This window comes from Pantoea sp. SOD02 (assembly GCF_024707505.1).
Taxonomy (GTDB): domain Bacteria; phylum Pseudomonadota; class Gammaproteobacteria; order Enterobacterales; family Enterobacteriaceae; genus Pantoea; species Pantoea symbiotica.
This window is the reverse complement of the sequence record NZ_CP102604.1, coordinates 2,866,045-2,887,778: the sequence shown is the minus strand read 5'-3', so window position 1 is coordinate 2,887,778 and position 21,734 is coordinate 2,866,045. Positions and strand designations below refer to the sequence as shown.

At 49.6% G+C, this 21,734-nt stretch carries 26 protein-coding genes and 1 tRNA gene; 23 read left to right on the top strand and 4 right to left on the bottom strand.

The genetic code is table 11. The features are described 5' to 3' along the window. Nucleotides 1-3 precede the first annotated feature (3 nt). Nucleotides 4-903, bottom strand: a complete 900-nt coding sequence (locus tag NR302_RS13420) for a DMT family transporter (protein WP_258143702.1) — start codon at nt 901-903, stop codon at nt 4-6. Between the two features lie 180 nt (nt 904-1,083). On the opposite strand from NR302_RS13420, the gene NR302_RS13415 reads away from it, so the two are divergent. The 14 genes from NR302_RS13415 to NR302_RS13350 all read left to right on the top strand — a co-directional run bounded on the left by NR302_RS13415 (nt 1,084) and on the right by NR302_RS13350 (nt 12,076). Then, a complete protein-coding gene (locus NR302_RS13415) occupies nt 1,084-1,953 on the top strand; it encodes an AraC family transcriptional regulator (protein WP_258143701.1) in 870 nt (289 codons plus the stop codon). A gap of 106 nt (nt 1,954-2,059) precedes the next feature. Beyond that, nucleotides 2,060-2,371 (top strand): hypothetical protein, encoded by a 312-nt coding sequence (locus NR302_RS13410; protein ID WP_258143699.1) that lies wholly within the window; start codon nt 2,060-2,062, stop codon nt 2,369-2,371. 25 nt (nt 2,372-2,396) lie between these two features. Next, the gene (locus NR302_RS13405; protein ID WP_258143698.1) at nt 2,397-2,606 is read left to right on the top strand and encodes a hypothetical protein; all 210 of its coding nucleotides are present in this window, start codon (nt 2,397-2,399) and stop codon (nt 2,604-2,606) included. A 489-nt stretch (nt 2,607-3,095) separates the two neighbouring features. After that, complete coding sequence (locus NR302_RS13400; protein ID WP_258143697.1) at nt 3,096-3,317, top strand: AlpA family transcriptional regulator; 222 nt, start codon at nt 3,096-3,098, stop codon at nt 3,315-3,317. 4 nt (nt 3,318-3,321) lie between these two features. Then, the gene (locus NR302_RS13395; protein WP_258143695.1) at nt 3,322-4,161 is read left to right on the top strand and encodes a hypothetical protein; all 840 of its coding nucleotides are present in this window, start codon (nt 3,322-3,324) and stop codon (nt 4,159-4,161) included. A gap of 23 nt (nt 4,162-4,184) precedes the next feature. Continuing rightward, nucleotides 4,185-5,183 (top strand): phage major capsid protein, P2 family, encoded by a 999-nt coding sequence (locus tag NR302_RS13390; RefSeq protein ID WP_154190390.1) that lies wholly within the window; start codon nt 4,185-4,187, stop codon nt 5,181-5,183. A gap of 1 nt (nt 5,184) precedes the next feature. Next, nucleotides 5,185-5,562 carry a GPO family capsid scaffolding protein gene (locus NR302_RS13385; protein WP_258143694.1) on the top strand — a complete coding sequence of 126 codons (378 nt, stop codon included), beginning with the start codon at nt 5,185-5,187 and terminating at the stop codon, nt 5,560-5,562. Nucleotides 5,563-5,752: 190 nt separating this feature from the next. Then, a complete protein-coding gene (locus tag NR302_RS13380; protein ID WP_374990627.1) occupies nt 5,753-6,340 on the top strand; it encodes a host cell division inhibitor Icd-like protein in 588 nt (195 codons plus the stop codon). Continuing rightward, nucleotides 6,337-6,579 carry a hypothetical protein gene (locus tag NR302_RS13375; RefSeq protein ID WP_154190386.1) on the top strand — a complete coding sequence of 81 codons (243 nt, stop codon included), beginning with the start codon at nt 6,337-6,339 and terminating at the stop codon, nt 6,577-6,579. Before NR302_RS13380 ends, NR302_RS13375 begins: the two co-directional genes overlap by 4 nt. Beyond that, on the top strand, nt 6,566-6,976 hold the full coding sequence (locus NR302_RS13370) for a hypothetical protein (RefSeq protein ID WP_154190384.1): 411 nt from the start codon (nt 6,566-6,568) through the stop codon (nt 6,974-6,976). The genes NR302_RS13375 and NR302_RS13370 overlap by 14 nt, the downstream gene beginning before the upstream one ends. Continuing rightward, nucleotides 6,973-9,660 (top strand): DUF927 domain-containing protein, encoded by a 2,688-nt coding sequence (locus NR302_RS13365; RefSeq protein ID WP_258143692.1) that lies wholly within the window; start codon nt 6,973-6,975, stop codon nt 9,658-9,660. The genes NR302_RS13370 and NR302_RS13365 overlap by 4 nt, the downstream gene beginning before the upstream one ends. A 279-nt stretch (nt 9,661-9,939) precedes the next feature. Continuing rightward, nucleotides 9,940-10,212 (top strand): ogr/Delta-like zinc finger family protein, encoded by a 273-nt coding sequence (locus NR302_RS13360; RefSeq protein WP_154190382.1) that lies wholly within the window; start codon nt 9,940-9,942, stop codon nt 10,210-10,212. Between the two features lie 512 nt (nt 10,213-10,724). Next, on the top strand, nt 10,725-11,054 hold the full coding sequence (locus NR302_RS13355) for a hypothetical protein (protein ID WP_258143691.1): 330 nt from the start codon (nt 10,725-10,727) through the stop codon (nt 11,052-11,054). Nucleotides 11,055-11,056: 2 nt separating this feature from the next. Continuing rightward, nucleotides 11,057-12,076, top strand: coding sequence for a Shedu immune nuclease family protein (locus NR302_RS13350; RefSeq protein ID WP_258143690.1), 1,020 nt, complete (start codon nt 11,057-11,059; stop codon nt 12,074-12,076). A 17-nt stretch (nt 12,077-12,093) separates the two neighbouring features. On the opposite strand, the gene NR302_RS13345 is transcribed toward NR302_RS13350, so the two are convergent. The 3 genes from NR302_RS13345 to NR302_RS13335 all read right to left on the bottom strand — a co-directional run bounded on the left by NR302_RS13345 (nt 12,094) and on the right by NR302_RS13335 (nt 14,506). Then, a complete protein-coding gene (locus tag NR302_RS13345) occupies nt 12,094-13,269 on the bottom strand; it encodes a tyrosine-type recombinase/integrase (protein WP_258145196.1) in 1,176 nt (391 codons plus the stop codon). A gap of 163 nt (nt 13,270-13,432) precedes the next feature. After that, nucleotides 13,433-13,504, bottom strand: a tRNA-Arg gene (locus NR302_RS13340). Between the two features lie 87 nt (nt 13,505-13,591). Continuing rightward, nucleotides 13,592-14,506: a formate/nitrite transporter family protein gene (locus tag NR302_RS13335; protein ID WP_061717881.1), complete on the bottom strand. Its 915-nt coding sequence runs from the start codon at nt 14,504-14,506 to the stop codon at nt 13,592-13,594. A 243-nt stretch (nt 14,507-14,749) separates the two neighbouring features. Here NR302_RS13335 and ccmA point away from each other — a divergent pair, with 243 nt between their 5' ends. The 9 genes from ccmA to ccmI are packed head-to-tail and all read left to right on the top strand — an operon-like array spanning nt 14,750 to nt 21,705. Further along, nucleotides 14,750-15,364 carry a cytochrome c biogenesis heme-transporting ATPase CcmA gene (ccmA, locus tag NR302_RS13330; protein WP_061717880.1) on the top strand — a complete coding sequence of 205 codons (615 nt, stop codon included), beginning with the start codon at nt 14,750-14,752 and terminating at the stop codon, nt 15,362-15,364. Next, complete coding sequence (gene ccmB / locus NR302_RS13325; RefSeq protein WP_008101298.1) at nt 15,364-16,023, top strand: heme exporter protein CcmB; 660 nt, start codon at nt 15,364-15,366, stop codon at nt 16,021-16,023. Before ccmA ends, ccmB begins: the two co-directional genes overlap by 1 nt. Before the next feature lie 57 nt (nt 16,024-16,080). Continuing rightward, on the top strand, nt 16,081-16,821 hold the full coding sequence (locus tag NR302_RS13320; RefSeq protein WP_258143689.1) for a heme ABC transporter permease: 741 nt from the start codon (nt 16,081-16,083) through the stop codon (nt 16,819-16,821). After that, nucleotides 16,818-17,051: a heme exporter protein CcmD gene (gene ccmD / locus NR302_RS13315; RefSeq protein WP_008101295.1), complete on the top strand. Its 234-nt coding sequence runs from the start codon at nt 16,818-16,820 to the stop codon at nt 17,049-17,051. Before NR302_RS13320 ends, ccmD begins: the two co-directional genes overlap by 4 nt. Beyond that, complete coding sequence (gene ccmE, locus NR302_RS13310; RefSeq protein WP_008101293.1) at nt 17,048-17,533, top strand: cytochrome c maturation protein CcmE; 486 nt, start codon at nt 17,048-17,050, stop codon at nt 17,531-17,533. Before ccmD ends, ccmE begins: the two co-directional genes overlap by 4 nt. Further along, nucleotides 17,530-19,488: a heme lyase CcmF/NrfE family subunit gene (locus tag NR302_RS13305; RefSeq protein WP_061717876.1), complete on the top strand. Its 1,959-nt coding sequence runs from the start codon at nt 17,530-17,532 to the stop codon at nt 19,486-19,488. Before ccmE ends, NR302_RS13305 begins: the two co-directional genes overlap by 4 nt. Then, entirely contained in the window at nt 19,485-20,042 is a 558-nt protein-coding gene (locus tag NR302_RS13300) for a DsbE family thiol:disulfide interchange protein (protein ID WP_061717875.1), read from the top strand. Before NR302_RS13305 ends, NR302_RS13300 begins: the two co-directional genes overlap by 4 nt. Then, complete coding sequence (locus NR302_RS13295; protein ID WP_008101286.1) at nt 20,039-20,494, top strand: cytochrome c-type biogenesis protein; 456 nt, start codon at nt 20,039-20,041, stop codon at nt 20,492-20,494. The genes NR302_RS13300 and NR302_RS13295 overlap by 4 nt, the downstream gene beginning before the upstream one ends. Next, nucleotides 20,494-21,705, top strand: coding sequence for a c-type cytochrome biogenesis protein CcmI (ccmI, locus tag NR302_RS13290; RefSeq protein ID WP_258143688.1), 1,212 nt, complete (start codon nt 20,494-20,496; stop codon nt 21,703-21,705). The genes NR302_RS13295 and ccmI overlap by 1 nt, the downstream gene beginning before the upstream one ends. The last annotated feature ends 29 nt before the right edge of the window (nt 21,706-21,734 follow it).

Here is a 21,734-nt window from a genome sequence, read left to right as displayed (position 1 = left end):
TATTTAGGCGGTACGTAATCGACCCATCGTCGGCCAGCGTACAAACATCACCATATTCCCCGCCAGAATCATCACCAATCCGATAATCGCATTGCTATGCCAGTGATAACCTTCATAAAGCGTGGAGAGCGTCAGCGCCACCAGCGGGAACAGCAAGGTGCTGTATGCGGCCTGACTGGCACCAATGCGGCCTACCAGCGTGAAATAGGCGCCGAATCCCAATACCGAACCAAATATTGCCAGATAACTCATCGCACCTAACCACTGCATATTTAGCGCGGGTGCCAGTGAATCGCCATTCACTAACGCCAGTGCGGCCATCACCAAAGCGCCATACAGCATCGCGTAGCTATTGGTGGTCAGAATATCGAGCTGACGGCGCTGATGGCGCAGAGAAATCATATTGCCGAAGGAGAATCCCAGCGTGCCGAGCGCGCTGAGTCCCACGCCCCACAGCAATTGCGGAGCGGGATGCGCCGCCTGAATATCATTCCAGAACAGCGCAACAATGCCGCCCAGGCCAAGCACCGCCGCTGGCAACAGGCGAAACGATGGGCGCTGACGGAAGAAAATCCAGCTGTTGAGCGCGTTATACAGCACGGCCATCGAGAAAATCACCGACTCCAGTCCGCTGCTGATCCACGCGGCAGCATGATAGAAGCAGACAAAGTTGAAGCCAAACACGCAGCAACCCTGCAGCAGACAAAACAGATGATCGCGCTTATCCAGCGTTCGCAGCCGACGCAGCAGTTTGAGGATCGCCAGCATCACCAGCGACGCCAATAAGAAACGCCAAAATACCGCCACCAGAACCGGCGTATCAGCCGCTTCCTGCTGCAGGAAAATGGCAATCCAGGTGGTTCCCCAAATCATCACCACGGCAAGGTATAACATCACATTCATAGCGCACTCTCCGACACAATCTGGCTCGCAGTGTGGCGTGAAAAGCAACGCACGGCTTGCACGTTTTTGCGCGGCAATTGCAAAATCTTGCGCTTTTTACTTATGCGTCCGGCTGTGACCTGTTTTCTGTCTGCGGAGATCCGTACACTAGCCGCTCATGAACTGCGAGTGATATCAACCATGGCCGATTACCAGACCTTCAACATGCTTCAGCGCCACAAAGCGCAGCTGCGCGACAGCGTGCAGTTGTCGAGCGGCATCAAGCTGGCGGCCTGGTTTAACAGCGGCGACCGCGTCACCAATCTTAGCGATCATCACACGTTGAGCCTTTATACCGCCGACGGCTATGAAACCTGGCATAAAACCCAGCACGGCTGGCGCAACGGCGGCGGTCCGGATCGCTTTTGCCTGATGCCGAGCGGAGTGGAATCGGTGTGGGATATTCGTGCCGATTTGTCGTTTGTGCATCTTTACTGCACCGATGAACATCTGCGCTATCTGGGCGAACAGATCTGGGACCGCAGTCCTTCGCAGCTCAATCTGCATGAAAAGATCTTCGCGGCGGACGATCGTATCACTCAACTTTATCGCCACTTCTTACTGAGCACCGACTGGCAGCAGCCGGCGAATCAGTTGATGCTCAGCAGCGCCTCAACCTTGTTGATGACGCATCTGTTGCAACGCTACAGCGATGTGCAATGGCAAGCGCCGCAGGTGCGTGGTGGATTGGCGCCCGCCGTGTTGCGGCGAGTGATGGCGTATATTGATGCGCAGCTTGATCAGCCATTAACGCTGGCGCAGCTGGCCGCCGAAGCGGCGCTGAGCGAATACCATTTTGCACGCATGTTCCGTAGCAGCGTAGGCGAGGCACCGCACCAATATGTGATGCGCCGCCGCATGGATGCTGCGTTGCAGCTACTGAAATTCAGCCGTTTACCGCTAACAGAAATCGCGCTGCGCTGCGGTTTTCACTCCTCAAGTCACTTCAGTAACCGCTTTCGTCAGCTACACGGCGTAACGCCATCGGCATGGCGACACGATCAGGCCTGATTACGATCTCACTCTTAAACCGATGTAATCGGCTGCAATAACCCCTGTTTTTTTCTGAACACATCTCTCAGTTAGGTACTCTCACACTCAGTGAGGCATTTTTTTCATGGATTTTGGGGTAGGATGCTTTGCAGGAATATTAAGCTATCGCATTGATTACAATGACAAGTTACGAGAGGCCGTAATTATGGAAAAGCGCGTTTCAAAGCTGGAAGCGGATATTCATGAAATGAAAATGGATATCGCGGTGATCAAGTCGAATTACGTCACCAAGAGCGATCTTTATCAGGAGATCGGCAAAGTGCATCAGGATATTGGGAGAATTCATCAGGAATTAAGTAAGCAGACAAAATGGATAGTCGCTGGGATGCTGAGTACTGCGGGCATGACGCTGGCACTGGCTCGCTGGTTGTTCTGAGTGAATTAATGATCAAGGAGTGAACATGGAAAAGCGCGTTTCAAAGCTTGAAGCGTATATTGATGATATCAAAACCGATATGGCAGTGATGAAAACAGATATAGCGGTAATCAAACCGAACTACGTCACTAAAAGCGATCTTCATCAGGCGATAAACCAGCAAACGAAATGGATTGTGGCGGGAATAATGAGTACCGCTGGACTGACACTTGCTCTGGCGAGATGGCTGTTTTAAGCGGGAGAACGATGACAATCTGGTGTCCCCTGCATGAATCGATCTTGTGGATTAATTGATTGATATAAATATAATAAATTGGTTCTAATTTTTAATTCTATACACATTGGTATACACACCTTTCATTTTTACCCTATTTTGACCTGCCAACCTGCCAACCTGCCAACCTGCCAACCTGCCAACCTGCCAACCTGCCAACCTGCCAACCTGCCAACCTGCCAACCCATGAATTTTATTTACCTTACTTTACAATTATTTTTGTACGCATTTTGAGTATACATTTGGTTAGCATTAGTTAGTTGCTCACTAACATTCACTAACATTGACCTATATTCAACACTGCTAATTTCCATCTTAATTATTTATTGTTGCTTCTAAAGGAATTTGGGGGCGTTTACGCATTAAAATTTTTATGCGAGGATTTAATCATCCAGTGACATGCAATTGGACATGAATGTACTTAACTAGACAGCCAATAGGTAATAAGCAATGAATACAATTCCGTGCAACTCTTTACACCTGCCAGAATACAGGTTGTTACGCATTCCTGATGTTATTGATATGACGGGAGTGCCACGCTCTACTATTTATTTAAAAATGAAGAATAAAGAATTTCCTCAACAGGTATATATTGGAACCAGGTCAGTAGCATGGGTGGAATCTGAAGTATTGGATTGGATAAAGTATAATCTGGAAAAAAGGAATAAATGAAATAATGAACGATGTGCCGTATAGTAAAGATCCTCTCGATTCTAAAGTCAGAAATTATCAGTCAATTGTTTATACGAAAAGTTCAAGTGATAATAGCTACGCTTATAGAATTTTCGAACTGTCACTTTTTTATAGAAATAAAGATAAGATTGAATTTGTTTTGGATTTAATGGGCGTAAACAATCTAAATATCACTCCAGATTCTGATGAAATTGAGTTATTGGTTCAACGTGGAAACGAATTAATTAGTGATGCTCTCAAACATTATGGTCAAGAGAAGTGTAATTTAGATTTTCAGAAGGCGGCCTTACTTAATATAAACAATGGTGGTGGGGATAGAAAAAGCGGCCTCAGTCTCAAAGAACAGTATTTCAATCAGAGTATAAAAGTGAGTCAAGCTGAGAGTAGTTTAAAAGAAGCTGATTTTAATCTGCTTTGCTGTAAAGGATTGCTTGGGAAATTGCGCCCTATAGTAGAGCATATGTTAAATAAAGATAAGGTGCGGTTCTCAGTAGGTATATTGAATAAGATTCCAAATGAACGGCTTCCCAGTTCAACATACAGTGGAGAAAATAGCACAAGGTTTATATACATCTACAAATACTCTTGGAGTGTCATTACAGACATAGTCAATTCAATTGATTCAATCTATCGTGTGTGCACCCCATCTAAGGATGTACAAGTTATGAATTCTGGATGGAAATATAGATATAAATACTGCAAGGAATTCTATAGAAAAGATAACTTCGTACTGAGGCAAGCTACGACCCACTGCGAATACTCTGATGCTATGGCGGCTGTTGAGTTGGCTAAAGAAAATAAACTTTCTCTTCTCAGTAAATAATATATATAAATAAAGGTTTCATAATGACTGCATTCATTAAACCGCATGCTGCGGAATTGTTTCATCAAAATTTTGTTAGCAATGCTAAGAAGTTTGGGAATTCATTTCAGATTTCTGAGCCATCTGAAAATCTGTTGAGGGTTGCAATGATGCAATCAAGTTGGATGATGGAGCAAATTACAACTGCTGATGTTGCGCAAGAAAATGGTCAGGCTGTTTCAGTTGGTGATAATTCACTATATACAGGACGGGCCTTAGAGGGGCGTTTCCGCAACCCGACAAAACTTAATGGATCAGTCTATGAGCTTTGCGAAACTGATTCATGCGCATCAATTAACTACGATAAAATGTCATTACTAATTAATTCAGGTAGTGGGACACAAGACGAATTTAATCAAAAAATGTCGGATTTTTTCTCTCGTGCATTCACTCTTGATATGTTGAAAATTGGGTTTAATGGCCAGTATTCCGCCCTTGATACAAAACCAAATGAAAACCCCAAGGGCGAGGATGTAAATAAAGGATGGCACGCAATTGCGCATGAATTTAATGCTGGATCTCAGGTCATCACTAAACCAGCAACAATTGGAGAAACAGGCGATTTTAAGCATTTGGACGCACTTGCTTCTTTCTTGATTAATGAACTAATTCCAGAGGGTTTCAGAGAAGATCCTCGTCTGGTGGTAATGGTTGGAGCGGAGCTTGCCGCTACTGAGCGATTAAAATTATTCAATGGTGCAGCTTCGCCCTCAGATCGTGCTTCAGCTCAAATGTTGAATAGTTCAGTTGCAGGCCGATTTGCTTTTGTTCCTCCCTTTATGCCGGGACGTCGTCTGGCTGTAACAACGCTTGATAACTTGCATATTTATACGCAAAAAGGCACTCGTGTTTTCAAAGCTGGTTTTAATGAAGATAAGAAGCTCTATGAGCATAGTTATTTACGTCAAGAAGGTTACGCATTAGGTGATGGTTTCATGTACGCCGCAATGGATGAAAATGCATTGACGTTAAAGGACTCGTAAAATGATAGGTCACTCTGGATTAACATCAGAATGGATATGTGTTTCTTGTGAAGGTAAAACTATTGATGGCCGTACCATTAAACCTGATTGGTTAATCGGTATGGCAAACTCTTATGATCCCAATTTATACACTGCACTAATCTGGGAAGAACATGATCGTAATAAACCTAATTTGGGCGAAGTATTGGCGCTGAAATTTGACTACATAGGGAAGGAAGTGCGGCTGTATGCACGCATAAAACCAACTTTAAAGCTAATTGAATATAATCGAAATGGACAAAAGCTATTTTGTTCAGTTGAAGTAGAAGAGGACTTTGTACACAGTGGGGTTTTTCTATCTTGGTGGGCTGGCTGTCACCGATTCGCCAGCAAGTGTTAATACAGACCGTTTAAGATTTAATAACAGAAATCATTTTTCGCGACCTGATTCCAAACCCGTAATTAGTGCGCCTTTAGCACTTGAGAATATTGTATTTAGTAGCCGTTCTGTTAAAGGTTGGGTTTCCGCCATTACTTCTGGTTGAGCACCGCCCGGGTTTACCGGGCATTATAAAATTTAGGTTCTGATTATGCAGATGATAAATACTGCGGCTGTATTATCCAGCTGCGGTAAGGATTCTTTTATCCAAAATATGTTGCAAAAGACATTAATCAGCGTTTATAGTCCTCGGGCTATCGCAAAATCGGTAGCCGGGCGTGGAAACCCGTGTAATCTAACGGCGACACTTGACGCGCTATGCGTCTTTTTTTGTGTCTATGTCTTTGAACACCTCACATTTGTGCAGCGGTTTCACTGCCGTTGCTCTAACCGTGTAATGGTGGCCCAGGCGGGGCTGACTTCGGTCAGGCCGGTATCCGTTAGAGCCGGTATTTCCACCCCCGTCTGGGCTACCACCAGTGAGCGTGGAAACTCCGGTGGTAGCGTTAACCGCTATCTAACGGAGGTTGCCATTATGGCTACAGTCCTCACACAAACTCATTCAGAATTTACCTTTCTCTTTCTTGCCGTGCGCCGTGCTGATAGCAGCGCTCGCCCTGAACCAATTCGCGTTAATGCATACAATGAACGAGATGCACGGTTGCAGTTAATCACCGATTTCATCATTTGTTTTGCTGGCCGAATCCCTACCTCGAATTACTTGGAGGCAAGGGCATGAGCAGACCTCATAGAAATAACCAATCTTGTACTCTTACTGAATCTGGCGAGGACAAACTCCTCCGGGTTGCAACTGCAAGCGAGTTTCTTGCTGAGTTACTTTCCACATGTGCTGGCGCTGGTTTCAAAAATATTCCAGCAGAAGGCGCTGCCGCAGTTTTTGCATGTTTAGCTGAACAGTTGGATGACGTTATAAGCGAAAGTAGCACAATTATGGGGAATAAAAATGTTAACCAATAATGTTTTACTTTCGCCAGCCTATCGCACAGCAATGTTACGCCGTTATATCGCAGAAGCTTTTATTGCGCTCATGAAGCAGATCAATGGCGCACCTGTTTATGTTGAAAATGGCGAATATGTTGAATTGACCGCTGACAAAGTCGCAATAAATATAATTTTCCATATTGAAGCTCCCTGGATTGAGGAGTTTGGTAAGGATGAAGGTTGTCGATTAGCGAATGAATCTTTGGAACAGATGATATCTGGCGGATTTGCTGGAGAAGTCATACGACTCTCTACTAAAGGCGTAATTGAACTACGCGAGGTTTACCGAGACATCATCTTTGGCGCTCCTGATGGCGAACTGCCGCAGGGATATACGTTTATGTCCCCAGATGGTGGGGAGGGCTTCCTGTGAAAATGCAATCTGTATCAGCAATTGCTACCGCAGCTCGAGGCCGCTGGCCGCACATCTTATCCGCTCTGGGAATAAATGTTCCTAATGGGAAGCGGCATGGAGCCTGCCCGGTTTGTGGTGGAAAAGATCGTTTTCGCCTGGATGACAAAGAAGGTCGTGGAACGTGGTTTTGTAACCACTGTGGAAACGGTGACGGGTTGGATCTCGTGCGTCTTGCTACTGGCCATGATGTTAAAGCCGTGTCTGCGATGGTAGCCGAAACACTCTCATTACCTGAAGTGAGCAATCAGCCAATAATGCCTGCCAGAAATAAAGCTGTGGATGGCAAAGCAGGCCAGAAACGCTTTACTGAACTTAGCCAGCAAACACAGCTGGGAGAGTGCAGCTATTTAACGGCGCGTGGTCTTCATGGGCATACGGTTTCTTTACTAGATAAGCAATTCAGCATGGCGGGTATGTCGTTTGGCGTTGGCTCTATTCTGCTTCCGCTTACGGATATTGCTGGAAACATAACGGGTGGCCAGCTTATCAGCCCTGAAGGTGAAAAATGTCTGTTGCAAGGTAGCCAGCTGTCAGGGGCATTTATTCAGGTTTCTGCTTTGCCAGCGGAACCACCTGAGCAAGTGATCATCACTGAGGGTTTTGCTACGGGGATAACCGTGAGCATGCTGGCTGAAGGGCTAATTCTTGCTGCTGTTGCTGCAACGAATTTAGTAAAGGTAGCGGAGCAAATACGCCAGCGCTGGCCAGAGGCTCGGATCATCCTGGCTGGGGATAATGATCTACTTGATGGCAAAGATAACACTGGACGTATTCAGGCCGAGAAAGCCGCGAAAGCTGTTGATGGGTGGGTAACGCTGCCGCCAACTAGGCATAAAGCCGACTGGGACGATTACCGCCGCGAAAATGGGGAACGTCGCGCTCGTGAAGCGTTCATGGAGGAAATGGCGCTGCATGGCAAAGGGCTTACCCGATTGCCGCAAGGGTTCCGGCTGACGAAAGAATATCTTTGGTATGACAAGCAGGTGAATAAGTCTGACGGTGACACAGAGATCCGTAATATCAAGATTTGCAGCCCGCTGCGCGTCACAGCGATCACCAGTGATGCAGACGGCAGTAATTATGGCCGCTTGCTCGAATGGGAGGACACAAACGGTATGAGCCGTAAATGGGCGATGCCGATGGAGCTGCTTGGCGGCAGTGGCGAAGAACTGCGGCGTGTGCTGCTGGTTAACGGGCTTTCTTATATCAACATCAACGGAATGGCGCGCGCGCATTTGATGGAGTACATCTCGCTGTGCAAGCCCGATAGGAAAGTTACCTGTGTGAATAAAACTGGCTGGCATGGTGGCGTGTATGTGCTTCAGGACGAAGTGATCGGGCGAGATGCTCAGTCTGTCATTCTGCAAACCAGCAGCGTACAAGGCCGTGATTTCAGAGTGAGCGGCACCACGGAAGAGTGGCGGGATCAGGTTGGGCGTTATTGTATCGGCAATGCTCGAGTGGCGTTCTCTGTCAGTCTGGCTTTTGCATCGCCTCTGCTGCGGCTAGTAGGCATGGGCGGTGGTGGTTATCACCTCAAAGGCGAATCCACTGACGGCAAAACCACGACTATGAAAGTAGCCGCTTCCGTCTGCGGTGGAACGGATTTCTGGCATACGTGGCGATCAACCGGGAATGCGCTGGAAGGTACGGCCAGCCGCCGTAATGACGCTACGCTCATGTTGGATGAAATCCGCGAGGTAGATGGGCGGGAAGCGGGAAATATCGCCTATATGCTAGCGAATGGTCAAGGTAAAGCCAGAGCGAGAACGGACGGTTCGGTACGCGAAACGAACCGCTGGAATCTACTTTTTCTATCCACTGGGGAGCTTTCACTGGTTGAGCATGCGGCAAACGCTGGAGAGCGCACTTATGCCGGCGTCGAGGTGCGCATGATCCAAATCCCAAGCGATTCCGGTATGCACGGCGTGTTTGAGGAGTTACATGGCTTCAGCGGTGGCAAAGCATTGGCTGAACATCTGGAGCAATCAGTAACGCAGCATCATGGCGCGCCGTTCCGCGATTGGTTGCATCATATCACGCAGAATTTGCCGGAAGTGACCAGCCAGGCGAAAGCCATGCTAAAAGACTTCACCCGCAGGCTGACGCCTCAGGACGCCGGGAATCAGGTTGGACGAGCAGTGACGCGCTTTGCGCTTGTTGCAATGGCCGGGGAGCTGGCAACCCGCGCAGGCATAACTGGATGGCCAGAGGGCGAAGCTTTTAAAGCGGCGGAGCGCTGTCTGGCTTCATGGATGACTGACCGTGGCCATGCAGCGAACCAAGAAGATAAAGCCGCACTGGAGCAGATTTGTGACTTCATGACCCGCAACCAGTTTAGCCGTTTTGCTGATTGGTACGACGAACGGAATCGACCTACGGCCATGATGGGTTTCCGTAAGGTAGATAAGGGTGGCAATGAAAGTGAGCCAGTTACCACGTTTTATGTTTTGCCGTCTGGCTGGAAAGAGATCTGCAAAGGTTTTGACGCCCGCAAGGTGGCGCGATTGTGCGTAGCCGCCGGATGGCTTGAGCCGGGTAGTGAAGGGCGCACACAGACAAGCGTTCGCCTGCCAGAAATAGGGGTTAAACGCGTTTATCAGTTCAGCAGTTTAGTATTGGGCAGCGCAGAACCTGCATAAATCGCGTGAGCCTTATTTTTCAAAGGTAACACTGGTAACAAAGGTAACAGCCTGAGTTTATGCGGCCTGCTGCTGTTACCAGTTAAAAATTCTGACTGGCAACACTGGTAACAGAATTGCGCTTGTTACCACTCATTACCTAAGTAAAAACAGCAGTGGTAACAGATTTTATCTATATAAAACAAGGGTGTTACCAGCGTTACCACTGTTACACATCTCAGAGATAGATAGCCGTGCCAAATGCCTTCAATCTGGCGGGCATGTTTTGAAGGAACAACCATGCGAATAATGAAAATGACTTGCCCGGTTTGCCTAGCGGACGCAACGATACGCAAAACCAACAGAAAGCATCCTCAGCTATCAGATGTTTATTGCCAGTGCACCAATCTGGAATGTGGGCACACCTTTGTAATGAACGTCTCGTTTTCACATACCATCAGTCCCAGTGCGTTAGCTGGAGATGGAAGGGTAAGGGAGCTGCTAAACGCACTTGGTCGGGATGAGCGTAAACAGGTGCTTGAGTTACTTAGAGAGGAAGAGATTAAGAGTTAACTACTATGCCGGGCAGAACGTGAGCGCCCGGCTTACTTTTTGGATGAAAAAATTTCAGTAGTCATTCTGATAAAGTCATTAAATATCAATTTGTTATATTCCAATTATTTTGACTGATAATAATTTTCTTGGTCACATAAAAATTAAATCCCATTAAATATCAATAGCTTACTTTCTTCTCGGATGACTTGAAGTTGTTGCGGAACTGAAAAATAGTGAAATTCCTTTCAACGATTTCAGTTAGGGGTATGAGCCATAACCCCTTTGCTGCCGTGGGCGGAGACAGTGCTTTGAAGAAAAGCGAAACTGAAATAATTTCTTAATACGGAAACCGCAGGCGGGTGCGGTGTAGCGCCGTTTTCGTGAAACAATAGATCGCATACCTATATGGAAAAAGCTTGACAAAATTTCAGCTAATTGTTGTATTGAATGTGAAAGAACGCTTCTATCTGAAAATCCGCTAATCAAATTAACGATATCTATTATTCATTTCAATGCATAAGGAAAGTGTTATGTCATTAAAACTATTACAGCAAGCGATCCAGCAACGTAAACCAATTTCTTTTGAGTATAATAAAGAAGGTAAGATCGCTGGCGAAAGGATAGGGAATACTCATGCTGTTTTTATAATGAGAAAAAAAGATGATACAGAGTCTACCAAAGTTCATTTGGTTCAAACTGCTGGAGTTACAGATTCTGGAAAAGGATATAATGAGTTTAGAATGTTTGATATTCTCGAGATTTCAAATGTTAAAATTTTAGATGAATCACCTGCTTTTGAAATTCATCATGCATATAATCCATCATGGGCTGGCTATGCTAATGTGATTGCAAAGGTGTAAGCATGAGTATCGATCATTCTTTTATTATTGGTAGTGACGGAGTAAATGAATTAAAGTTAAATATTTCTGGGCTCGACCAGGAATCAAAGGATGCGTCGGAATTAAAATCTAATATATTTGCTCATTGCTCAAATACTGGAGCACCTAGATTCACTTGCCAATTAGAAATTGGTCATTTAAAAGCCCTTTATCAGCACTTATCTAAATATAGCGTAATTCGTGATGTAAGTTCGACGGCAACAGGGCGTTTTGTTGAAGTGGGAGCTAACCATGAGCAAATTATGAGATTACTTGAACATGCTGATAATACCTCATTGGTTTTAGCTCTCCAAAATGTAATCACTAATCGCCTAACAAATGATGATATTAATACTATTTTGGGTAGGAAAGATAGCTTAACCAAATATCAAATGATGTTTGATAACGCGGCTCAATATAATGAGCCGCAATGGCAGGCTTTTTTTGAGCAGAATGAGTGGTTATTTGGTTACGGTCTTAGGTATAAATACCTCAAGATTATTCAGCGCGAGGCCCATATATCACATACTGACTTGAATGGTTCAAATGATGTGATAACTGATTTTCTTATTTCTGATTCTCGTTTCACTAAAATTGTTGAACTAAAGACTCCAGAAACAAGTCTTTTTGTTAACAGAAAAAACAGAGCTGATTCATGGAGGCTTTCAAGTGAGTTAACAGATGCGGTCAGCCAAATACTGGCCCAGAAAGCTAACTGGGAAATCGAGAGTCAGAGAGAGAACTATAATTCAAAGGGAGAACGTATCTCTGAAAAAACATATGACGCTGAATGCATATTAATTATCGGATCATTAAGTTCAATAGATGGTAGTGAGCGGGAAAAGGAAATTAAAAAGAAAACATTTGAGCTATATCGCAGGAATCTTAAGAGCATAGATATTATATGTTATGACGAACTGCTTGAACGTGCTAAGTTTATAGTTAAAAGTGCTGAGATAATTGAAAGCGCCATTGGTGGTGTTCTGGAAGATGATCTAATTTGATTGAATGCTTATAGTTATTACTTTTTAATAATGGTGGTATGTTCTGCATACCATTGAAGCATATCTCTTCTTTTTTCAATGTATTGCGCATGATTGTAAGTACCTCTAATTGAATTCTTATCAACATGCGCAAGCTGCATTTCTATCCATGCGCTTTCAAAGCCATGTTCATGCAAGATCGTGCTCATCATATGGCGGAAACCATGCCCCGTTAGCCGTCCATGATAGCCAAGCATCTTTATCACTTTATTGATGCTGGCATCGCTCATCGGCTTTCTAACGTCGTTTCTGCCTGGGAACACTAGCTGATATTTGCCGGAAATCACCTTCAGCTTCTTCAAAATCTCAACCGCTTGAGACGATAGCGGCACTAAATGAGAACGGCGCTTTTTCATTCGTTCTTTTGGGATTTCCCATAGAGCGTTATCCAAATCAAACTCACACCATGAAGCCTCTCGGAGTTCAACGGTGCGGACACCGGTAAGCATGAGGAGCTGAGTAGCGTATTTAGTCAGTAAGCTGCCCTGATATCCTTCAAGCGCTTCAACGAAAGCTGGAATCTCTTTCTCTGTAAGGAACGGAAAGTGGTTCTGTTTTGGCTTGTTTAAGGCGATTGCCAAATCGGGAGCAAAATTGTACTTTGCTCGGCCAGTTACCACTGCAAAACGGAGGACTTCACCGCAGCGGCGGCGGATCTTGCTTGCCTGCTCAAGTGCGCCACGCTTCTCTATTTTTTGCAGTACGGCCAATAGCTCGAGCGGCTCTATTAGCTCAATGGGCCTATGGCCAACGTAAGGAAAAATATCGCGCTCAAGGCAGTCCAAAACTTCTTTAGCATAACCATCCGTCCAAGTTGACTTCTTACCGCTGTGCCATTCTCTGGCAACGGCTTCAAAGCTATTCTCATGCGAGAAACGCAGCGCTATTTTATCGGCTTTACGTGCGTCGCTGGGATTGATCCCCTTAGCTAGCATCGCACGCGCCTCCTCACGTTTGCGGCGTGCCTCTGCAAGCGAAACTTCCCCGTAAACGCCAAATGAGATCATTTTGGGTTTGCCTACAAAGCGGTAACGGAATCGCCAGCCCTTGGCACCATTGACATCAACCAACAGCGATAGCCCTGCGCCATCGTTGAGCGTATAGGGCTTGTCTTGCGGTTTAGCACGTTTAATTTGAATATCAGATAGCAGCATGTGTATAGAAAAAAGATCGAACTGAGTTATACGCAATTTTATACACAACTGTGTATAGATTCCATTGAACTTTACTGGACGGTGCTGGACATGATGAGTGGTGTATGAGTATGTTTTAAAAGAGGATTTAAACTTTATGAGACAAACTGAGACTTGCAAAAAGTGTCCCCTGCAGGAATCGAACCTGCAACTAGCCCTTAGGAGGGGCTCGTTATATCCATTTAACTAAGGAGACGCCGGGCGCGCAGTATAGCGCACCGCGAACCTGATTTTAACTATGCGTCGGTTGTTTGCTCAATCTATCAGCAATTTAAGACCAGGCTTACGCCTGTTTTTGCTTCTCTTTCCGCTTCTGCTCCGCTCGTGCTTTGGCTTTCGCCGCTTCACTCATATCGTTACGAATCTGCGCATGGCTAATCAAGGCAAATATCAGCGTACCGCCCGTGATGTTGCCAAGCAGCGTAGGCAAGGCAAAGGGCCAGAAGAATTCGTACCAAGGCAGCGTGCCGGCAAACACCAGATACAGCACCTCGACCGAACCGACCACGATATGCGCTAAATCCCCTAACGCCACCAGCCAGGTCATCATCACGATCACCACAATTTTTGCTGCGCCCGCATACGGGAACATCCACACCATGGTGGCGATAATCCAGCCGGAGATCACCGCATTGGCGAACATTTCGCTGGGGGAATTGACCATCACTTTTTCACTGATGGCGGTAAACGCCTGACGCGTCGCATCGTCGAATATCGGCATATGATTAAAAGCGAGCGCGCCCAACGCGGTACCAATCAGATTGCCGAGCAGCACTACGCTCCACAGTCGCAACAGCAGCGCAAAATTGCTGCCGGTGGGTTTGTGCATTACCGGCAAAACGGCGGTAACGGTGTTCTCGGTGAACAGTTGCTGGCGCGCCATAATCACAATGACAAAGCCAAAGGTATAACCAAGATTTTCCAGTAAAAATGCGCCGGGCACGCCTTTGAGGTGGACCTGAAAAATGCCTTTCGCCATCAGCGAAGCGCTCATCGACAATCCCGCCGCTACCGCCGACCAAAGCAGCGCCATACCGTCGCGCTCGAGCTCTTTTTCACCGTCCTGACGTATCTCCTCATGAATTGCCGCAGCCTGCGAGGGCAGGGCATCTTCATCGACTTCAATCTCCTTGCCTTGTTCCTTTTCATCACTCTCTACATCGTTGTCACTCTTTGAAATCGATGGTGATTGTTTCATGTTTCCCTCGGGTGATAATGCCATTGCGTAATAAGCGTAGCTGGTTTTGGCAAGGTCAATTTGTTACGAAGATTCAATTTAAGAGTAACGAAATTTTAACCGAGTTGGTTTTTTGAACGATTTCTTGATCTGATGCGCACGAATACCCCATTTGGGGTAAGTGGGAGCCAGCTCACAGACTTCGGCCCACAGATTCAATGTGGTATTATCGCCGCCTCATTCATTGCCGTGATTCTCCCTTCTATGCTCGAAGTCATTAATCTCTCATGCGTTCGTGATGAGCGAACCTTGTTTCATGGGTTGAGCTTCCGTGTGCAACCGGGTGACATTGTGCAAATTGAAGGGCCAAACGGAGCCGGGAAAACCTCGCTGCTGCGCCTGCTGGCCGGATTAAGCCGGGCGGAAGAGGGCGACGTGATGTGGCAGTCACAGCCTATTCGCCAACAGCGCGAAATATGGCAACAAAATCTGCTCTATCTTGGCCATCACCCCGGCGTGAAATCGGTACTCTCACCGCTGGAGAACCTGCATTTCTGGCACGGCAGCAGCAATGAAGACGCGATTTTTGATGCGCTTGAGCAGGTCGATCTGCTGGGTTTTGAAGAGGTGCCGGTGGCGCAACTCTCTGCCGGACAGCAGCGGCGCGTGGCATTAGCCCGCCTGTGGCTCAGCCCGGCGTCGGTATGGATCCTCGATGAGCCCTTAACCGCCATCGATAAAGGCGGCGTAGAAAAATTAATGGCGCGATTCGCCACCCATGCCGATAACGGCGGAGCGGTGATTCTGACCACCCATCAGGATCTGCCCGATAACAGCGCGCGCGTGCGTAAAATTCGTCTTACTTCGGAGTGGGCTTGATGTTAGGCCGGGTCATTCAGCGCGAATTAAAAATTGCCTTTCGCAGCGGCGCGGAAGTGATCAATCCGCTGTGGTTTTTCCTGATTGTTATCACGCTGTTTCCGTTAGGTATCGGACCAGAGCCGCAGCAGCTGGCGCGCATTGCGCCGGGCGTGGCGTGGGTTGCCGCGTTACTGGCCTCATTGCTGGCGCTGGAACGGCTGTTTCGTGACGATTTTCTTGATGGTTCGCTCGAGCAACTACTTCTGTTGCCAACGCCGCTGCCGGTCACCGTGCTGGGCAAAGTGATTGCTCACTGGCTGATTACCGGGCTACCGCTGATTTTACTGTCGCCGCTGGCGGCTTTATTGCTGTCGCTGGATTTTGCCGGCTGGCGCGCGATGGCATTAACGCTGCTACTTGGCACGCCAACGCTGAGCTTTCTCGGCGCGATTGGTACCGGTTTAACCGTTGGGCTGCGGCGCGGCGGCGTATTACTGAGTTTGCTGGTATTGCCGTTGTCGATACCGGTTTTGATATTCGCCAGCGCGGCGATTGATGCCGCCGGGATGGGATTGCCGATCGGTGGTTATCTGGCGATTCTTGGCGCGATGTTGGCCGTCAGCGCTACATTGTCGCCGTTTGCGACAGCAGCGGCCTTACGTATCAGTCTGCATTAATTCGTGTCGCCTCAGAGCGGCCGAAACCTGAATTCTCTTTATTGTGAGCTATGCAAAATGTGGAAATGGTTACACCAGTGGGCAAAGCCTGAGCGGCTTTACCAGCTATGCGGTCGCTTGATTCCGTGGTTCGCGGTGCTGGGTGTTAGCACACTGTTACTCGGTTGGGTTTGGGGCTTCGGCTTTGCACCGGCGGATTATCAGCAGGGCAACAGCTTCCGGATTATGTACATTCACGTGCCTGCGGCGATGTGGTCGATGGGCGTGTACGCGTCAATGGCTATCGCGGCGTTTATCGGCCTGGTGTGGCAGATGAAGATGGCCGATCTGGTCTCAGCGGCGATGGCGCCGATTGGCGCGGTGTTCACCTTTATCGCGCTGATCACCGGTTCCGCCTGGGGTAAACCAATGTGGGGAACCTGGTGGATCTGGGATGCCCGCCTGACATCCGAGCTGGTGCTGCTGTTCCTCTATATGGGCGTAATCGCGCTCTATCACTCTTTTGAAGACCGCCGCACCGCAGGGCGTGCCGCCGGTATTTTGATTCTGGTTGGCGTGGTTAATCTGCCGATCATTCACTTCTCGGTACAGTGGTGGAACACGCTACATCAGGGCTCATCCGGTATTCTGCAGCAGGCCATCGATCCGAGCATGCGCACACCGCTGCGCTGGTCCATTCTCGGCTATCTGCTGGTGTTTGGCGCGCTGACCTTAATGCGCCTGCGTAACCTGATTCTGTTTACTGAGCGTCATCGTCCGTGGGCGATTGATGTGGCGCAGCGAGGAAGCAAATCATGACGCCAGCCTTTGCATCGTGGAGCGATTTCTTCGCCATGGGCGGCTATGCCTTTTACGTCTGGCTCGCCGTTATCCTCACCTTGATTCCATTATTCGGCCTGGTGCTGCACACCGTGCTGTTCCGCCGCCGTTTGCTGGCAGAAATTCGCCAGCGTCAGTCCAGGGAACGCCGCATTCGCGCGGCTAAATCGAAAAAAGCTGCCAGTGAAGCAGCGGGAGAATCCGTGTGAATATCCGTCGTCGTAATCGCCTCTATGTGGCGATCGCGGTGTTGATCGGGCTTGGCCTGGCGACCGCGCTGGTGATGTACGCGCTGCGTTCCAACATCGACCTGTTTTATACCCCGAGTGAAATTATCAACGGCAAGGGCGAAGATCATCAGAAGCCTGAGCCGGGCCAGCGCCTGCGCATTGGCGGCATGGTGATGCCGGGCAGCGTTAAGCGCGATCCAAAAACCCTCGCGGTCTCTTTCAAACTGTATGACGCCAACGGCGTGGTCAGTGTTACTTATGAAGGCATTCTGCCGGACCTGTTCCGTGAAGGGCAGGGCGTGGTGGCGCAAGGCGTGCTCGAAGAGGGCAATCTGGTGAACGCCAAAGAAGTACTGGCGAAACACGATGAAAAATACACGCCACCTGAAATTGAAGATGCGATGAAGAAAAATCACACAGGACCTGCGGCAGCCTATCAGCAGTCAGGTGCGCAATCATGATGCCGGAAATTGGTAGCTTTCTGCTGTGTCTGGCGCTGGGTTTAGCGCTGCTGTTGAGTGTCTATCCGCTGTGGGGCGCGGCGCGTCAGGATGCGCGTTTGATGGCCATGGCGCGCCCGCTAACCTGGGGCATGTTTATTTGTGTCGCCGCCTCCTTTGCCGTGTTGGTGCACGCCTTTGTGGTGAATGATTTCACCGTTGGCTATGTCGCCACCAACTCCAACACCTTGTTGCCGGTTTATTATCGCATCGCCGCAACCTGGGGCGCGCACGAAGGTTCACTGCTGTTGTGGGTGCTGCTGCTCAGTACCTGGACGTTAGCGGTAGCGATCTTCAGTCGCGGCATGCCGCAGGATGCGCTGGCGCGCGTGCTGGCGGTGATGGGCATGATTAACCTTGGTTTCCTGCTGTTTATCATTCTGACCTCGAACCCGTTTACCCGCACCTTGCCAAACTTCCCGATTGACGGGCGCGACCTCAACCCGATGCTGCAGGATATCGGTCTGATCTTCCATCCGCCGCTGCTGTACATGGGCTATGTTGGATTCTCGGTGGCCTTTGCGTTTGCCATTGCCTCGCTGATGGCCGGACGTCTGGATACCGCATGGGCGCGCTGGTCACGTCCGTGGACCACCGCTGCGTGGGTGTTCCTGACTATCGGCATTGTGCTCGGTTCAGCGTGGGCCTATTACGAACTTGGCTGGGGCGGCTGGTGGTTCTGGGATCCGGTCGAAAACGCCTCCTTTATGCCGTGGCTGGCTGGTACCGCGCTGATGCACTCGCTGGCGGTAACGGAAAAACGCGGTAGCTTCAAATCGTGGACGGTATTACTGGCGATTACCGCGTTCTCGTTAAGCCTGCTTGGCACTTTCCTCGTGCGCTCCGGCGTGCTGGTTTCCGTGCATTCGTTCGCCTCCGATCCGGCGCGCGGCATGTTTATTCTCGCCTTCCTGGTGATTGTGATTGGCAGCTCGCTGCTGCTGTATGCGCTGAAAGGCGGTCAGGTGCGCAGCCGTGTGCAGAGTGAAGCCTGGTCACGTGAATCCTTCCTGCTGGGTAACAACGTGCTGCTGATCGCCGCGATGCTGGTGGTGTTACTCGGTACGCTGCTGCCGCTGGTGCATAAACAGCTGGGTCTCGGCAGCATCTCGGTGGGCGAGCCGTTCTTCAACACTATGTTTACCTGGCTGATGGCACCGTTCGCGCTGATGCTCGGTATCGGTCCGCTGGTGCGCTGGCGTCGTGACCAGCCGCAGAAACTGTGGAAACGCCTTGGCGTTGGCCTGTTGGTGACGCTGATTCTGTCGATCGCGCTGCCGTGGCTGCTGCAGGATCGCATTGAGGCGATGACGGTTATCGGCCTGCTGATGTCGATCTGGGTGATCATGCTGACGTTGATGGAACTGCACGAGCGCGCCACCCATCGTCACTCCTTCTTCAAAGGTTTGCGTCATCTGTCGCGCAGCCATTGGGGCATGGTGCTGGGGCATTTAGGCGTGGCGGTGACCGTGGTCGGTATCGCCTTTAGCACCCAATACAGCGTTGAGCGTGATGTACGCATGAAGGCGGGCGATACCGTCGATATCCACAATTACCACTTTACCTTCCACGGCGTGCGCAACCTGCAAGGGCCGAACTACAGCGGCGGCGTGGCGGTGATTGAAGTGACGCGCAACGGCAAGCTGGAAGCGGTGATGCAGGCGGAAAAACGCTTCTATGCAGCAGCGCGCACCATGATGACCGAAGCGGCGATCAGCGGCGGTTTCACCCGCGACCTCTATGCGGCGCTGGGCGAAGAGCTGGATGACGGTTCATGGGCAGTGCGGATTTACTACAAACCGTTCGTGCGCTGGATCTGGTACGGCGGCGTGTTTATGGCGGTGGGCGGCTTGTTCTGCCTGTTCGATCCGCGCTATCGCTCACGCAAAAAAGAAGAGCGCGAGGAGCTGGCATGAACAAAAAAATCCTGTTTATCCCGTTAGTTCTATTTCTGCTGCTGGCTGCGGCGCTGCTGTGGCAGCTGTCGCGCAACGCCAACGGCGATGATCCCACGCGTCTTGAATCGGCGCTGATCGGCAAGCCGGTTCCAGTGTTCAAACTGGAAGCGCTGGATCAGCCCGGTAAAATCTACGATCAGCAGGTGCTAACCGACGGCAAGCCGATTCTGCTCAACGTCTGGGCGACCTGGTGCCCAACCTGCCGCGCTGAGCATCAATACCTCAATACGCTGGCGGAAAAAGGCATTCGCGTGGTTGGCCTCAATTATAAGGACGATCGTACCAAAGCGGTGACCTGGCTGAACACGCTGGGTAATCCGTATGCGCTCAGCCTGTATGACGGCAACGGGATGCTGGGTCTTGATCTCGGCGTTTACGGCGCGCCGGAAACCTTCCTCATCGACGGTAAAGGCATCATTCGTTATCGCCACGCAGGCGACATGAACGATCGCGTCTGGCTCGAAGAAGTGAAACCGCTGTGGGACAAATACAGCAAGGAGGCGGGCGTATGAAACGGCTGCTTCTCCTTTTAGCGGGAATACTGCTCAGCACCAGCCTGTGGGCGGCGATTGATACTTATCAATTCGATTCGGTGCAGCAGGAAGAGCAATACCGCGATCTCACTGCATCGTTGCGTTGCCCGAAATGCCAGAACAACAGCATTGCCGATTCCAATGCGATGATCGCGGCGGATATGCGGCTCAAAGTCTACGAGTTGATGAAGCAGGGCGAAAATCGCCAGCAGATCATTGATTACATGGTGGCGCGTTACGGTAATTTTGTCACCTATGAGCCGCCGGTAACGCCTTCCACGCTGATTTTGTGGGTGGGTCCAGCGCTGTTTGTGGTACTGGGTGCGCTGATCATTATTCTGCGCAATCGCCGCGGCAGAGCGCGTAGCGAACTCGACGACAGTGAACAACAGCGCCTTGCGGCGTTACTTAAGCGTGACGGGAAGCCGTAATGACTGGATTCTGGATTACCCTGATTATTTTACTGCTGGCGGCTATCGCGCTGTTTCTGCGTGCCGGCTGGCGTCAGCGCGAGGCCAGCAGTGGCGATCGCGATCGTCTCAACACCGATTTTTATCAGCAGCGTCTGCGCGAGCTGGAGCGTGATGAAGAAGAGGGCGTGGTGGCTGAGCGCCCGGAAATGGTGCGCGAGCTGCAACAAACGCTGTTAACCGATGTGCCACAGCAGGATGCCGCAACCATTCATCGCAGTAGCCGCTGGGTATTGCTGCCAGGCGTGATCGTGCTGTTGGTGGTGTCGGTTGGCATGTATCTGAAAACCGGCGGACTGGCGCAGCAAACCGCGTTTGTTAGCGTGCAACAAGAGTATCCTGCCTTACGTGCGCGCGTGATGGATCCCAAAGCGCAGCCGCTGACTATGGAAGAGCTGGCGCGTCTGCAGCTGGGTCTACGCAGCTCGCTGCAAAATGACTCTTCAAACCTCAACGATTGGGCGATGCTGGGCCGCCTTGGCATGGTGCTGAATAACGCCACCGATGCCAGCCAGGCATTTGAACATGCGCTGCAGCTGGCGCCAGACAATATCGAACTGCAGCAGGATTACGCCGAAGTGCTGACCCGCTCCAGCGATCCGCAGGATAACCGTCAGGCCAATGTGTTGCTGAAAGAGCTGCTGAAACGCGATCACAGCGATGTGCGCACGCTGAGTCTGCTGGCGTTTAACGCCTTTGAACAGCAGCAGTACAACGAGGCGATTGGTGCGTGGCAGGTGATGCTGAAACTGTTACCGGCAGGCGATCGCCGCATCACCATGATCGAGCGCAGCATTGAACAAGCGAAAACTGACGCGGGACAGCAAAATAGCAATCTGGCATTGACGGTGAGTTTGACGCCGCAGGCAGAAAAAATGTTACCGCAAGGCGGAGTGTTGTATATTTCTGTGTCTGACGGTGTTTCACCGGTGCCTGTGGCTGTGAAGCGTTTACCGCTGAGCCACTTCCCGTTATCGCTCACGCTGGATGACAGCAATGCCATGATGCCCGATCGCCTGCTTTCGGCGCAGCATCAGGTGCAAGTCAGGGTGCGCATTTCGCGCGACGGCAGTGCCAATCCGCAGTCTGGCGACTGGTTTGGATTAAGCGCGGTCACACCCTGGAATGGTCATCAGCAACTGGCTGTGGAAATTAATCAACAGCAGCCCTGAAGCGATACCTTACTGATCCGCACAGGGAG